This is a genomic window from Bradyrhizobium erythrophlei, assembly GCF_900142985.1.
GTDB classification, from domain to species: domain Bacteria; phylum Pseudomonadota; class Alphaproteobacteria; order Rhizobiales; family Xanthobacteraceae; genus Bradyrhizobium; species Bradyrhizobium erythrophlei_B.
The window spans coordinates 3,903,463-3,917,500 of record NZ_LT670849.1; the positions used below are offsets into that span (position 1 = coordinate 3,903,463).

At 61.5% G+C, this 14,038-nt stretch carries 10 protein-coding genes, 2 tRNA genes and 1 rRNA gene; 6 read left to right on the forward strand and 7 right to left on the reverse strand.

The annotated features are described in order from the left end of the window. Positions 1 to 14 precede the first annotated feature (14 nt). Positions 15 to 779: a lytic transglycosylase domain-containing protein gene (locus BUA38_RS18185; RefSeq protein WP_072819850.1), complete on the forward strand. Its 765-nt coding sequence runs from the start codon at positions 15 to 17 to the stop codon at positions 777 to 779. 279 nt (positions 780 to 1,058) lie between these two features. Here BUA38_RS18185 and BUA38_RS18195 read toward each other — a convergent pair whose 3' ends face one another. The 5 genes from BUA38_RS18195 to BUA38_RS18215 all read right to left on the reverse strand — a co-directional run bounded on the left by BUA38_RS18195 (position 1,059) and on the right by BUA38_RS18215 (position 4,126). Beyond that, entirely contained in the window at positions 1,059 to 1,286 is a 228-nt protein-coding gene (locus BUA38_RS18195) for a hypothetical protein (protein ID WP_072819864.1), read from the reverse strand. A gap of 20 nt (positions 1,287 to 1,306) precedes the next feature. Next, entirely contained in the window at positions 1,307 to 1,624 is a 318-nt protein-coding gene (locus tag BUA38_RS18200; protein ID WP_072819866.1) for a hypothetical protein, read from the reverse strand. A 106-nt stretch (positions 1,625 to 1,730) separates the two neighbouring features. Continuing rightward, complete coding sequence (gene hspD, locus BUA38_RS18205) at positions 1,731 to 2,186, reverse strand: small heat shock protein HspD (RefSeq protein WP_072819868.1); 456 nt, start codon at positions 2,184 to 2,186, stop codon at positions 1,731 to 1,733. 302 nt (positions 2,187 to 2,488) lie between these two features. Further along, entirely contained in the window at positions 2,489 to 3,241 is a 753-nt protein-coding gene (locus BUA38_RS18210; RefSeq protein WP_072819870.1) for an SDR family NAD(P)-dependent oxidoreductase, read from the reverse strand. An 18-nt stretch (positions 3,242 to 3,259) separates the two neighbouring features. Beyond that, positions 3,260 to 4,126 carry an alpha/beta fold hydrolase gene (locus BUA38_RS18215; RefSeq protein ID WP_072819873.1) on the reverse strand — a complete coding sequence of 289 codons (867 nt, stop codon included), beginning with the start codon at positions 4,124 to 4,126 and terminating at the stop codon, positions 3,260 to 3,262. Between the two features lie 266 nt (positions 4,127 to 4,392). Here BUA38_RS18215 and BUA38_RS18220 point away from each other — a divergent pair, with 266 nt between their 5' ends. After that, complete coding sequence (locus BUA38_RS18220) at positions 4,393 to 5,049, forward strand: TIGR02594 family protein (RefSeq protein WP_072819875.1); 657 nt, start codon at positions 4,393 to 4,395, stop codon at positions 5,047 to 5,049. 193 nt (positions 5,050 to 5,242) lie between these two features. On the opposite strand, the gene BUA38_RS18225 is transcribed toward BUA38_RS18220, so the two are convergent. Further along, positions 5,243 to 6,016, reverse strand: coding sequence for an MOSC domain-containing protein (locus tag BUA38_RS18225; RefSeq protein ID WP_072819877.1), 774 nt, complete (start codon positions 6,014 to 6,016; stop codon positions 5,243 to 5,245). 237 nt (positions 6,017 to 6,253) lie between these two features. Here BUA38_RS18225 and clpB point away from each other — a divergent pair, with 237 nt between their 5' ends. Further along, a complete protein-coding gene (gene clpB, locus BUA38_RS18230) occupies positions 6,254 to 8,893 on the forward strand; it encodes an ATP-dependent chaperone ClpB (protein WP_072819879.1) in 2,640 nt (879 codons plus the stop codon). Positions 8,894 to 9,057: 164 nt separating this feature from the next. Here clpB and BUA38_RS18235 read toward each other — a convergent pair whose 3' ends face one another. Continuing rightward, the gene (locus tag BUA38_RS18235; RefSeq protein ID WP_072819881.1) at positions 9,058 to 11,106 is read right to left on the reverse strand and encodes a peptidoglycan DD-metalloendopeptidase family protein; all 2,049 of its coding nucleotides are present in this window, start codon (positions 11,104 to 11,106) and stop codon (positions 9,058 to 9,060) included. A gap of 877 nt (positions 11,107 to 11,983) precedes the next feature. Here BUA38_RS18235 and BUA38_RS18240 point away from each other — a divergent pair. From BUA38_RS18240 to BUA38_RS18250, 3 genes are all read left to right on the forward strand, one after another. Continuing rightward, positions 11,984 to 13,472 (forward strand): 16S ribosomal RNA (locus BUA38_RS18240). 212 nt (positions 13,473 to 13,684) lie between these two features. Further along, positions 13,685 to 13,761, forward strand: a tRNA-Ile gene (locus tag BUA38_RS18245). Positions 13,762 to 13,883: 122 nt separating this feature from the next. Beyond that, a tRNA-Ala gene (locus BUA38_RS18250) sits at positions 13,884 to 13,959 on the forward strand. Positions 13,960 to 14,038 lie beyond the last annotated feature (79 nt).

Below are 14,038 nucleotides of genomic sequence, written 5' to 3' on the forward strand. Positions count from 1 at the left end.
CCGGGGACGTTTTGATGGATAACTTCAGGTTACGTCTTATCTTGGCGGCCATTCTGCTCGCCACGTCGGCTGGTCCGAAGACCTTGGCCGTAGCCGAGCCGAATTCTGCGGAGCCGCCAAAGGCGCCGGACGACCCGAAGGCCGACGTGGAAAAGACGAGCGACATGTCCGGTCCCTCCTTCCGGGCAGCGATCCGCGCCATGGTCGAGCAGGAAGCTCAAAAAGCCGGGCTTCCGCCTGATATCGCCGACGCAGTCGTGCACATCGAGAGCAACTACGACCCCACAGTTATCGGCGGCGTCGGTGAAATTGGCCTGATGCAGGTAAGGCCTGGAACGGCTGCGATGCTGGGATTCAGGGGCAGCGCCGAAGAACTCGCGAGGCCGGAAATCAATATCCATTACGGCGTAGCCTATCTGAGCAAGGCCTGGCGTCTGGCGGACGGCGACCTGTGCCGTACGTTGATGAAGTATCGCGCCGGACACGGCGAGGAGGTCATGACGGCGCGCTCCGTGAATTATTGCAATCGGGCGAAAGGCCATCTCGCCGCTTTGGGTTCACCGCTCGCGGCGGGAACGACGCCGCCTTCGATCATTCCCAGTTCCGTGCTGGCGAATAACCAGCTGCGGTCGCTGCTCATTTCGCCAAAGGACGTCTATGCGCAGTACCGGCAGGGCACGCCTGCGGCGAGCCGGGCCTTCTGGGCTGCTCATGAAGCCCGTGTCCGCGCCATCAAGGCGCGGATCGAATCCAGATGGCGGCGATTGGCATCACGCTAGGCCAAGCTACAACAGTCGGCGCTGCACACCGGGCGGTAGCCCTAGAAGGCTGGTCGGCGACCAATGGCGGGGTGATACGGTGCGGACAGCAGCAACAGGAAGAGTGCTCTTTCAGCCTGGTATCTGGCTGCGGGCCTGGTCGTTTCCGATCCGCGCATGACGACACCGCCGTCGCTTGTACATATGCACCACCGCCACGTCGTTCGCCGGCCCTTCTTCAAGACGATTTCGAAAGTCAGAAATCGACTGGACGTTGCGATCCTGCGAACCATCTGACGATCACGTCACGGCTTCGGCCGTTGGTGTTGCGTAAACTTCCCGCACCGGCATTTGGAAGGTCAGAGGGAATGTGGAAGCGGCAAGACGTTCCATCGCAGACCGTTCCTCGGAAAGCCGTTTCTCGATGAACTCGCGTTCGAAGTCCGTCAGTCGGGTGTTGAGCAAGCGACGGTAGCGGCTGATGTTGTTGCGGTGCGTTCGCAAACGCGCAAGCTTTTCGTCAATCATCCTTTCATCCCCTCGACGTTCTATGCTGCCATGCTGACCCGGGCGGTCGACTTCGTGCGGGCTGGTTTGCCGCCGGGCGGCTCTTTGGGTCCGGGATCGAGCGCCGACAGCGCCTCAAGCACTTCATCGATCGTCACGATGTTGCGCGATCCCGGCAGTTCCCTCAGCGCCGGGTTCGACACCACGGCAGCCGCATCCGACGCCCAGGACGCGAGGATGGCCCGTTTCTCGCCGGTCGATATCGTCTGGTCCGCCAGGACATCGCGCGGATGGTCGTAGACAGCACCGGGATGCAATATAGCGTTCAGGTCAATAATGTTATCGGCATGTTCGATCATCGGGTGTCCTCCTTTCCGATACCGCTGATGTTTCGCCAGATAGGATGAGAGGCTGCATTCCCGCCCGGGCTCCAGGCGGGAATGCTTGTCCTTTTCAAGATTAAATCTACGCGGCCTTGCCTTCGAGCTGATGCACGTTGCCGGCCGATGCGCCATTGATGGCGATCCGCCGCGGCTTCATGGCCTCGGGAATTTCCCGGACCAACTCGATCTTGAGCAAGCCGTTGTCAAACGTCGCGCCCTTCACCTGAACATAGTCGGCCAGGTTGAATTGCCGTTTGAAATGACGGGTCGAGATACCCCTGTAGAGGAACTCGCGCTCGGTCTTTTCGGTCTTGCCGCCTTCGACGGTAACGACGTTCTGCTCGGCCGTGACCGAGACCTCGTCGGGCGAGAAACCCGCCACAGCCAGCGTGATCTGGTAGGTGTCCTCAGCCAGTCGTTCGATGTTGTAGGGCGGATAACCTTCGTCCGTTGCCCGCTGGGCCGTCTCGACAAGGTCGAACAGGCGATCGAAACCAATGGTCGATCGAAACAGGGGGGAGAAGTCATAAGTGCGCATAGCCAAATCCTCCAAAGAGCAAGATGGGTATGAGGCACCGGACACAACCGGTGCCCGTCCTTAAGTCCCTGACCCGTTAAGGCATCGGGGACACCACCTATCGGCGGCAACGGAAAAATAAAAAAATCGATTTTTGGTTTCAAGAGGGCCGCTAAAAATTTTTAGCCCGGCCGGCTCTGCCCTCAATAAAAAGTTAACGGGAAATGCAGGGACCCTGGTCCGGCACGCGAATGGTTTTAATGGTTTCCTTCGGGCTCCCTGGCGAGCCGTACTTGTTGTCACCATCCCCAGCGTTCGCTGCCTCAATGGAAGATTCGTCCAGCGTCGATGACGACGGTCTGGCCGGTCATGGTCTCGGTGCGGCACATGGTGACCACCATGTCGGCGCAGTCGTCCTTGTCGGCGGGCTTCTTCAGGAGCGAGCTCGCTGCCGAATTCTGGATCTGCTCGGACCGGAGGTTCGCTGTCGCGCGCGTGCCGTCCAAGAGACCCGGCGCCACGCAGTTGACCAGCGTCTCCGGCGCCAGCGCCACCGCCATGCAACGCGTCAGATGAATGAGCCCCGCCTTGGATACGGCATAAGCGATCGAAGAGCCCATAGGGCTTAAGCCAGCGACCGACGCGATGTTGACGATGCGGCCTTTCCCCTGAGCCTTCATGACAGGGGCGACCGCCTTGGTCAGAAGCATCGGCCCCGTCAGGTTGGTGGCCATGATCCTTTCCCAGACCTCCAGCGTCAGATCGTCGAGATTGGCGAAAGGGATCGCGAAATTGTAAGCGGCATCATTGACGAGAATATCCAGGCGGCCGAACGCTTGCGTTACTTCGCCGACCAGCCGATTCACGGCCGCACCGTCCGTGATGTCGCAGGCAAACGCTTGAGACTTGATGTGATAACGCGACGCCAGTTCGCCGGCGACGCCTTCCGCCTGCTCGCGGCTGCGCGCGTACATGATCGCGACATGCGCGCCCTCCTGCGCAAGGGCGTGGCAGATGCGCTGCCCCAGCCCCCCATTGCCGCCCGTCACCAGTGCCACCGCGCCCTTTAGCTCCATCGCTTCTCTCCTTTGATTTTAATGAGGCAACACCGACCGCGGATCGCGCGGATTCCAGCGGTTGGCTTCCACCAGCGCGATGAAGCGCTCGACCATTTCGTTGAACAGCGCCGGCTCTTCCAGATTGAGCACGTGGCCTGATTTCGGAAAGAATGTCAGGCCCGACGCGGGAAGGTGCTTCTTCAGAAACAAACTCGGTTCCACGCAGGCGTCGTCCTCGTCGCCGCAGATGATCAGCGCCGGCGTCGTCGCCTTGTTGATCGCATCCGCCATCGTATAGATCGAAGGCCGGCCGCCCTGGAATCCGCGCATGGTGTTGGCCGAGCCTTTTGAGTCGTGGCGGGCCAACGCCGCGTAGAAGTCGGCATGTCCGCGCGGGTCCTTTACCAGGAACGGAATTCGCCCCGGCGCCTCTCGCGTCACCTTGGCGACCTCGGCCGAGCCGAGTTTTTCGAACTGATCGGCGGTGTCACGGCAGGTCTTGCGGAAGGTGTCGAGATTTTCGATGGCAGATCCGGAGCCGACGCCGGCGAGCGTCATCGACAGCAACCGCTCCGGTGCGTTGAGCGCGACCTGCAGCGACGAATAGGAGCCCATCGACAGCCCGACGAAATGCGCTTTGGCGATGTTGAGGTGATCGAGGACGGCGAGCGCGTCGGTATAAAAATGCTTGTAGCTGTAGTCGTCCGCCGACGGCGGCACATCGGAAGGCGTATAGCCGCGCGCCGAATAGGCGATGCAGCGGTGGCCGCGCGAGAAGTAGCGCATCTGCGGCTCCCAATTGGTGTGGTCGGCCGCGAATTCGTGCACGAACAGGATCGGTGTGCCGCTGCCTGCTTCTTCGTAATAGAGGCGGGTTTTGTCGTTGGCGGTGGCGTAAGGCATTCCTTCCTTCTCCTGTTGTTCTTGTCGTCTCGCGCTCTTCGGCGCGAACGCGTCGCGAGATGAAGTTCGCAGTTAATGCTGATGGCTGCAATGGGGCAACTGCCGTTTCATTTCCGTCACGAAATCTGCGCGGAATCACCTTCGAACGGCTGGCGGCTTGCCGCATCCCGTCTTGCTGTCGCCACACCGGAATTTTTTTAACGCGCCCGGAAGCCGGCAGCATCTCGCCGGTGGGCAATGGGGGCGTCAAAAAGGAACAATTGAGTATGCTCCGATCAACTTCGTTTCGACGCTCGCTTGTGGCGTTCGCCCTGTGCTCGACGGCGTTTGCCGTCTCCGTGACGCCGGCTGCGGCTCGCTCGCATCATCATTCGCGGCGCTTCATCCACGCCCATGACTTCAGCCATCACGCGCGACGTCACTTCGCCTATCACCGCCCCTCACATCGCATTCGTCACCTGGCGCGACGGTCGCGATGGGACGATCACGTCGCCGCACTGCGGACGCGCCGCGTCGCGAATGCCTATGCCAGCGTATCGCCGGAGACGTTTACCACCAGTGCTGCAAGCTCGGGCGGCGGGTCTGACCTCGTCATGGAAGCGCGGCATTATCTCGGTGGCAACCCGACCAGCCGCGGCAGCCTGTGGTGCGCGCGCTTTATGAATTTGGTGCTGGCGCGCACCGGCCATCGCGGCACCGGCTCGGATATGGCGAGTTCGTTTGCGAGCTACGGCCATCGCGTATCGGGTCCGGAGGTCGGCGCGATCGCGGTGATGGGCCGTCGCGGCGGCGGCCATGTCGGAATCATCACCGGCATCGACCGGAACGGCAATCCGATCATGATCTCGGGCAATAACGGCAACCGGGTGAAGGAGGCGCCGATCTCGCGCGGCCGGATCTACGCTTACGTGATGCCGAACTAAGGCCTGCACCCGCCACGTTATTGCAGCGGCTTTGGTTCCCCGGACGCAGCGCAGCGTGTGAACGGTGCGCTGCTGATCCGGGGTCCATGGCAAGTTTTGTCGCCGTTCACCCAGGTCCCGGCTCTGCGAAGCAGCGTTACACGCTGCATCGCGTCCGGGACACGAGGAACCGCGCGTCGGGACACTCCCGCCGCTACACCAGGACCGGCTCCTCGGCGTCAACCTCGTCACCGACGCGAAGCGTGCCGGGTGTAATCACCTCGGCATAGATGCCGCAATCGGCATGGCCGAGCCGGCGTTGCAACGTGTTCGGGATTTCGAGATCGCGGAGCGCGGTGTCGGGATCGACGTTGACGGCGGCGCAGCGCTTGATCCGCTTGACCACCTTCAGGCGGACATCGCCGATTGCAAGCGTGCGGTCGAGCAGGTCGAATTCATGCCAGGCCGGCCAGCCCGTGACGTGCATGTTGGCGCGAAACCGCAAGGGATGGACGGCCCAGTCGACGAAGCCTTCGACGGCGGCCACGCTTGCAAGATTGATGATCGAGACGACCTTGCGGGCGACGTCCGAAAAGCTGTGGCCGTCCGCCGACAGCACCTTCGGCGGGCCCTTGAGGTCGCTGGCAAAATTCGCCGTGAAGAATTGCTCGATGGCGGCGCGCCCCTCCGCCGTCTCCAGGTCGCCGCGCGCGGCCACCTCGCCATCGCTTCGAATGGTCAGGCTGTGGGAGCGATCGTCGAAATGGGTCTTGAGTGCCGCCAGGCGCTCATTGCGCATCAGCATCAGGAACTGGGATTTGGGCAGCCAGGCGGGCGCCTTGGGGTCGAAACCGCTCGGGCCGTTTTCGATGGCGTAGCGCCGGTCGGCCGGAAAAGTCTCCCCGGTACCGAGGGCGACTTCGGTGAGGGGCTCCGGCGAGAGACCCTTGACGGGATAGCGGTAAAGGCCGGTGATTTGTGCGGGCATGCGCTTGTTCTTAAGGGATTTTCGCCCCCGTATCTGCCGCACACGAATTTGTGAAAACGCCTCTTCCGTTTGTCCGGGGCGCTTCCCACATTTGCCTCAAGCCGGCGTGAGCGTGAGCCAGCGCTGGTGACGGCCCGTGTCCGGTTGAGGAACGTCAATGCGGCGCACGGAACCCCAATGAAGATGCCGTTGCTATGCCTTTTCAGGGTAGCTTTGGCATGCCGAGGGAAGTGACGAATGAACATCGAAAAATATACCGAGCGCGCGAGGGGCTTTGTCCAGTCGGCGCAAACTCTGGCCGTGCGCGAGGGGCATCAGCAGTTTTCCTCACTGCATATGCTCAAGGTGCTGCTGGACGACAATGAAGGCCTCGCCAGCGGTCTGATCGACCGCGCCGGGGGCAATTCCCGCGCCATCCTCAAGGCCACCGAGGACGCACTCAACAAATTACCCAAGATTTCAGGCAGCGGTGCAGGACAGGTTTACCTGGCGCCCGAGCTGGCGCGCGCCTTCGACGCCGCAGAGAAGGCGGCCGAAAAGGCCGGCGATAGCTTTGTCACCGTCGAACGGCTGTTGCTCGGTCTGGCGCTGACTAAGGACGGCGAGGCAGGCAGCCTGCTGCGCAAGGGCGGCCTCACGCCGCAAAACCTCAATGCCGCGATCGAGACCTTGCGCAAGGGCCGTACCGCCGACAGCGCCACGGCCGAAAACGCCTATGACGCGCTGAAGAAATATTCCCGCGACCTGACGCAGGCGGCGCGTGACGGCAAGCTCGATCCCGTCATCGGGCGCGACGAGGAAATCCGCCGCACTATCCAGGTGTTGTCGCGTCGAACCAAGAACAATCCCGTGCTGATTGGCGAACCCGGCGTCGGCAAAACCGCCATCGTCGAGGGCCTGGCGCTGCGCATCCTCAACGGTGACGTGCCGGAGAGCCTGAAGGACAAACGTCTGTTGTCGCTCGACATGGGCGCGCTGATTGCGGGCGCGAAATATCGCGGCGAATTCGAGGAACGGCTGAAGGCCGTCCTGTCCGAGGTCACCTCGGCCGAAGGCTCGATCATCCTGTTCATCGACGAGATGCACACGCTGATCGGCGCCGGCAAGGCCGATGGCGCCATGGATGCCTCCAACCTGTTGAAGCCCGCGCTGGCGCGGGGCGAACTGCATTGTATCGGCGCGACCACGCTCGACGAGTACCGAAAGCACGTCGAGAAGGACGCCGCCTTGGCGCGCCGCTTCCAGCCGATCTTCGTTTCCGAGCCGACGGTCGAGGACACGATCTCGATCCTGCGCGGGTTGAAGGACAAATACGAGCAACATCACGGCGTGCGCATCACGGACTCTGCGCTGGTCGCTGCGACCACGCTGTCGAACCGCTACATCACCGACCGTTTCCTGCCCGACAAGGCCATCGACCTGATGGATGAGGCCGCCGCGCGGCTGAAGATGCAGGTCGATTCCAAGCCGGAAGAGCTCGATTCGATGGACCGGGAAATCATCCGGCTCAAGATCGAGCAGGAGGCGCTGAAAAAGGAAAGCGACGCCGGCTCGAAGAGCCGCCTGAAGACGCTTGAGAAGGAGCTTTCCGAACTCGAGGAGAAATCCGCGGGCCTGACCGCGCGCTGGAGCGCGGAGAAGAGCAAGCTGTCGGACGCGCAGAAGCTCAAGAGCGAGCTCGACGCGCTCCGCATCGAACTCGCCGACGCCCAGCGCCGCGGCGAATTCCAGCGTGCGGGCGAGCTGGCCTATGGCCGGATTCCCGAGCTTGAGAAGAAGCTCGCCGACATCGAAGCCAACGAGAACGCCGGTGAGATGATGGAGGAGGCGGTCACCGCCAATCACATCGCGCAGGTGGTCTCGCGCTGGACCGGCGTGCCGGTCGACAAGATGCTGGAAGGCGAAAAGGACAAGCTCCTGAAAATGGAGACGAGCCTTGGCCAGCGCGTGGTCGGCCAGGCCGAAGCGGTGCATGCGGTCGCGACCGCCGTGCGGCGTTCGCGTGCGGGCTTGCAGGATCCGAACCGGCCGATGGGCTCGTTCATGTTCTTGGGCCCCACCGGCGTCGGCAAGACCGAACTGACAAAGGCGCTCGCGGAATATCTCTTCAACGACGAGACCGCGATGGTGCGTCTGGACATGTCCGAATACATGGAGAAGCACTCCGTGTCGCGGCTGATCGGCGCGCCTCCCGGCTATGTCGGCTATGACGAGGGCGGGGCGCTGACGGAAGCGGTGCGGCGCCGGCCCTATCAGGTGGTGCTGTTCGACGAGATCGAGAAGGCGCACCCGGATGTGTTCAACGTGCTGTTGCAGGTGCTCGATGACGGCCGCCTGACCGACGGTCAGGGCCGCACGGTCGATTTCCGCAACACGCTGATCATCATGACCTCGAACCTCGGTTCGGAGTTCCTGGTCAACCAGCCGGAAGGCGAGGACACCTCAGCCGTTCGCGAACTGGTGATGGGCACGGTGCGGGCGCATTTCCGGCCCGAGTTCCTAAACCGCGTCGACGAGATCATCCTGTTCCATCGCTTACAAAAGAGCGAGATGGGCCGGATCGTGGAGATCCAGTTCTCGCGGCTGTCGAAGCTTCTGGAAGAGCGCAAGATCACGCTCACGCTGGATGCCGCGGCACGCGACTGGCTCGCCGAAAAGGGCTGGGACCCGGCCTATGGCGCGCGTCCGTTGAAGCGGGTGATCCAGCGCAATGTGCAGGATCCGCTCGCCGAGATGATCCTCGCCGGCGAGATCCACGACGGCGATCGCGTGACGATTTCGGCGAAAGGCAACGTGCTGACCTTCAACGGCAAGGCGCGGCAGACGGCGGAAATCGCCCAGTTCGAGACGCCGGTGTCGAAGCGCAAGCTGAACTAAGAGCCTATCCGGTTTTGATTAAATCAGAACCGGACTCTAGATTCTTGTTTGACGCGTTTTCTTCACGCGAACCGGTATCCACTTCGCTCGAAAACGCTCTGGCAAAAACGGCCCCGCATTGCGGGGCCGTTTTCATAGCGGATTGGGATGGTCGAGGCTAACCCTCAGCGGGTCGTGAGCTGCACCGGGCCGCCGCTCGCATCCGAGATGCGGGCGCCGCGTCCGGTCATCATGCCGTCGAGGCGATCGCGTTCCTTCTCGAAGCTCGTGAGCATGCCGCCTTCCAGCGAACGGCCGCGCGGCAGCTTCACGCGCATCGGGTCGACGAAGCGGCCGTTGACCAGGATTTCGTAGTGGACGTGGGCGCCGGTCGATTGTCCGGTCGAACCGACGAAGCCGATGACCTGGCCCTGACGCACCCGCTTGCCGGGTTCCAGGCCCTTGGCGAAAGCAGACATGTGGCCGTAGGCGGTCTCATAGCCATTGTTGTGCTTGAGCTTGACGTATTTGCCGTAGCCGCCTTCCCAGCCCGCGGTTTCGACCACGCCGTTGCCCGAGGCGAAGATCGGCGTGCCGTAGGCGGTGGCCCAGTCGACGCCGGTGTGCATCTTCACGTAACCTAGGATCGGGTGGCGGCGGCTGCCGAAGCCGGAGCGCATGATGGCGTTGTTGACGGGCTTGCGGACCAGGAACTTCTTCGCGCTCTTGCCGGTCTCGTCGTAGAAGTCGACCACGGCATCGTCGGGGGTCTGGAAGCGGTAGTATTTCTTGGTTTCGCCGCCGACGGTGAGCGAGGCGAACAGCACTTCCGATTTTTCGGTGTTGTTGTTGCCTTCTTCTTCGCCGGCGAAGAACACGTCGAAGGAGTCTCCCGGCTGCACCTTGCGCTGGAAGTCGACGTCGTAGGAATAGATGCGGATCATGTCCTCGATGACGTTGGCCGGCACCTTGTTGCGCAGCGCGGTCTCGTAAATGCTTTGATAGAGGCGGACGCCGGTTCCATCATCATCGTCGTCGTCATTGCCGCTGTTATCGGCGGTATCGGTGACGGTGTTGATGCTGGTGACGTCGACGGCGACGTATTTGCCGAGGTCGGACAGCGCGGCGACGGCTTCGACCGAGGAATCGTTGGCGACCATCACGCGGGAGGGCACAAGCCGCTGGCCGGGACCTGCCGGCGCCATCAGGATTCGGAGTTTCTGGCCTTCCTTCAGGCCGCCGTCGCGGCCGCGCGCGCCGAGCATCGAGGCGATCGCCTTGGCTTCCTCGGGCGTGGCGCCCTGATCGCGCATGATCGAGGTGACGGTGTCGCCCTTCTTGACGACGTGAACGCGCTCGCCGGTCGGATTGCCGCCGGTGATCTGGTCCTTGGTCTTCGGTAGCAGCGTGACGTTCTCTGGGACCACCCGGGTTTCAAAGCCGGCATAGGGGTCGGACACGTTGCCTTCGGTGGCGTAGGCCAGCTTGATGCCGCCGGTGGCGCCGCCGACATCGGCCGTGGCATTGGCGAGGGCTGCATATTTCACGCCGCCGCTGGCGTGCCAGCTCGAGGCGTCGCGTACCCGCAATGTAATCTCGTCGAGCGAAATGTTTGCGGCGATCTTGGCCTTGGGCAGGACCGGCGCGAGATCCTTGGTGACGAACGACACCTCGGCATCGGGCTCGGCGGCGTCGGGATTGTTCGGATCGTCGCTAGCCGCCGGCGCGCTGGTGCCGACATCGCTCAGCATGCGCTGGGCGTTGAAGGGCGGGATCTTGGCGGACAGGTCGCTGGTCGTCATCGACAGGTTGCCGGAGATGCGGATGAAGGGCCGCACCCGCATTACGTCGCGGTTGCCGACCCGCGTCACCGTCGAAACCCGCACCACGTTGCGCGCGGCGCTGGCCTCGCCCGGCGGCGGCAGGCGATCGCTCTTATGAAGGCTCGCGGTGCGGTCGTTGGCGCCGAAAGCGCCGCGCAAGGTGCCTTCGACCCGCTCGGGGATCTTGGCAAAGGTCATTTCGCCGTCGAGCGACGCAAAAACGGCGCCGCCGATCAAGGCTGCGCCGCACAGACCCGTCAGAATGGTGCCGCTAAACCACTGAACAGAGACGCGGCGGCGGTCGATTACCGCGGCCTCAGTGCCGTCAACCGAAAGCGGCGGCTCGTGGCCAAGGTCGATGACCCCGGCGTCGCGCCCGTATCCGCCCCCGCGTGACGTCCTGTGGCTCAAACCGCCATCCCCCCAAATTCCATCGACATTCGACGAGATCCCTCGGTCGTCCTGAAACCCGCAAAAACCCCCGGAGGGGGACGGGAGCGCGGCGTACCGCACGATCTTTGCGACAACGAGCCGAAAGCACGGCCGAAATCGCACCTGTTAATAGTGTGGAAATCTCTTCGAAGTCTTTCGTCCGCGTGAAAGGGGCGACAGCCTCATGGGTGATCCTCGCCTCTTTCTGGCTCTTGTACCGCCCGCGACCCCCACTGGTATCAAGCGATTCAATGCCCAAGTATGCCAGAACGTCGTAGGATTGTGGCTCAAGTACGGCGCGAAACCCTTAAAAAAACAGGGCTTGGCGCCGACTCAAAATTCTCGATCCGATGCGACGATTTCTTGACATCAGGCGTTGACAACGCCGATGGGGCGGGCCTATAAACCGCCCACTGAGCGCGGCGCTGCATTGGCCCTCGGCCAAGGCATTTGTTCGTGCCTGTAAGCTCCTCACTGAGATGAGTGAATCAACAGCCGGTGGAAACCGGTTGTCATTTGTCGTCGAGTGAGATGTTTGAAACCCTTCGTTGAAGGGTCTCGGACTTGGGCGAAGCTCCCTGAACAAGGGAGAGGGGTTTTCGGGCCCCGGGCTGTTTGACAAGTGAAGATGAAGAAAGAGAAACGTGGACGGCGGAGTCCTTGCGGATCTCGACCCGGATGAAGGTCTTGTGCTTTCAGCCATCGAGATCGGACGAAAGACTTCGGCGGTACACGTTTTAAAGGTTACACCATCGTTGCCCGCGATGTGAATCGCAGGCGGCTTGTTGGCTTCGGCTGACAAAGAATGGTGGGACCTCGTCAAACGTTGTGATCAGCCGGTTTAAAGTTTCAAGTCCAACTTGAGAGTTTGATCCTGGCTCAGAGCGAACGCTGGCGGCAGGCTTAACACATGCAAGTCGAGCGGGCGTAGCAATACGTCAGCGGCAGACGGGTGAGTAACGCGTGGGAACGTACCTTTTGGTTCGGAACAACACAGGGAAACTTGTGCTAATACCGGATAAGCCCTTACGGGGAAAGATTTATCGCCGAAAGATCGGCCCGCGTCTGATTAGCTAGTTGGTGAGGTAATGGCTCACCAAGGCGACGATCAGTAGCTGGTCTGAGAGGATGATCAGCCACATTGGGACTGAGACACGGCCCAAACTCCTACGGGAGGCAGCAGTGGGGAATATTGGACAATGGGGGCAACCCTGATCCAGCCATGCCGCGTGAGTGATGAAGGCCCTAGGGTTGTAAAGCTCTTTTGTGCGGGAAGATAATGACGGTACCGCAAGAATAAGCCCCGGCTAACTTCGTGCCAGCAGCCGCGGTAATACGAAGGGGGCTAGCGTTGCTCGGAATCACTGGGCGTAAAGGGTGCGTAGGCGGGTCTTTAAGTCAGGGGTGAAATCCTGGAGCTCAACTCCAGAACTGCCTTTGATACTGAGGATCTTGAGTTCGGGAGAGGTGAGTGGAACTGCGAGTGTAGAGGTGAAATTCGTAGATATTCGCAAGAACACCAGTGGCGAAGGCGGCTCACTGGCCCGATACTGACGCTGAGGCACGAAAGCGTGGGGAGCAAACAGGATTAGATACCCTGGTAGTCCACGCCGTAAACGATGAATGCCAGCCGTTAGTGGGTTTACTCACTAGTGGCGCAGCTAACGCTTTAAGCATTCCGCCTGGGGAGTACGGTCGCAAGATTAAAACTCAAAGGAATTGACGGGGGCCCGCACAAGCGGTGGAGCATGTGGTTTAATTCGACGCAACGCGCAGAACCTTACCAGCCCTTGACATCCCGGTCGCGGACTCCAGAGACGGAGTTCTTCAGTTCGGCTGGACCGGAGACAGGTGCTGCATGGCTGTCGTCAGCTCGTGTCGTGAGATGTTGGGTTAAGTCCCGCAACGAGCGCAACCCCCGTCCTTAGTTGCTACCATTTAGTTGAGCACTCTAAGGAGACTGCCGGTGATAAGCCGCGAGGAAGGTGGGGATGACGTCAAGTCCTCATGGCCCTTACGGGCTGGGCTACACACGTGCTACAATGGCGGTGACAATGGGACGCTAAGGGGCAACCCTTCGCAAATCTCAAAAAGCCGTCTCAGTTCGGATTGGGCTCTGCAACTCGAGCCCATGAAGTTGGAATCGCTAGTAATCGTGGATCAGCACGCCACGGTGAATACGTTCCCGGGCCTTGTACACACCGCCCGTCACACCATGGGAGTTGGTTTTACCTGAAGACGGTGCGCTAACCGAAAGGGGGCAGCCGGCCACGGTAGGGTCAGCGACTGGGGTGAAGTCGTAACAAGGTAGCCGTAGGGGAACCTGCGGCTGGATCACCTCCTTTCTAAGGATGATCCTTCAGAGAGTTCACGCTCACTATCGGATCGTTTTAGAAACATCAGGGGCCAGCAATTTCAGGATTGTTGAGCTCCATTGGCGGGATTTCGCCGTCTTCGTTTCTCTTTCTTCGCGGACGAACACGCGCCAGGGGCTTAGCGCTTGTGCGACGCATCCGGCGCCAGCCGGCTGCGCGCATATCCATGCCCCTCGTGTCAGGGGCTTGTAGCTCAGTTGGTTAGAGCGCGCGCTTGATAAGCGTGAGGTCGGAAGTTCAAGTCTTCCCAGGCCCACCAGCCTTCGCGCCTCCAGCGCTTCGGCTAGGCAAGCCTCCCCAGAGGAAGGCTGCTGCGCCGTAGCCCTCTGGGCGAAGGCGAGCATGACAAGGCGCACTGACGAGCATTCGTCTTCTGGTTACGGGGCCATAGCTCAGCTGGGAGAGCGCGTGCTTTGCAAGCATGAGGTCGTCGGTTCGATCCCGTCTGGCTCCACCAGCCTTCGCTGGCTGAAGCCAGCTACGGCTCGGCAAGCCGGCAGCGAAGGCTGCCACGCCGAAGCCTTGGCGCAGGCGGG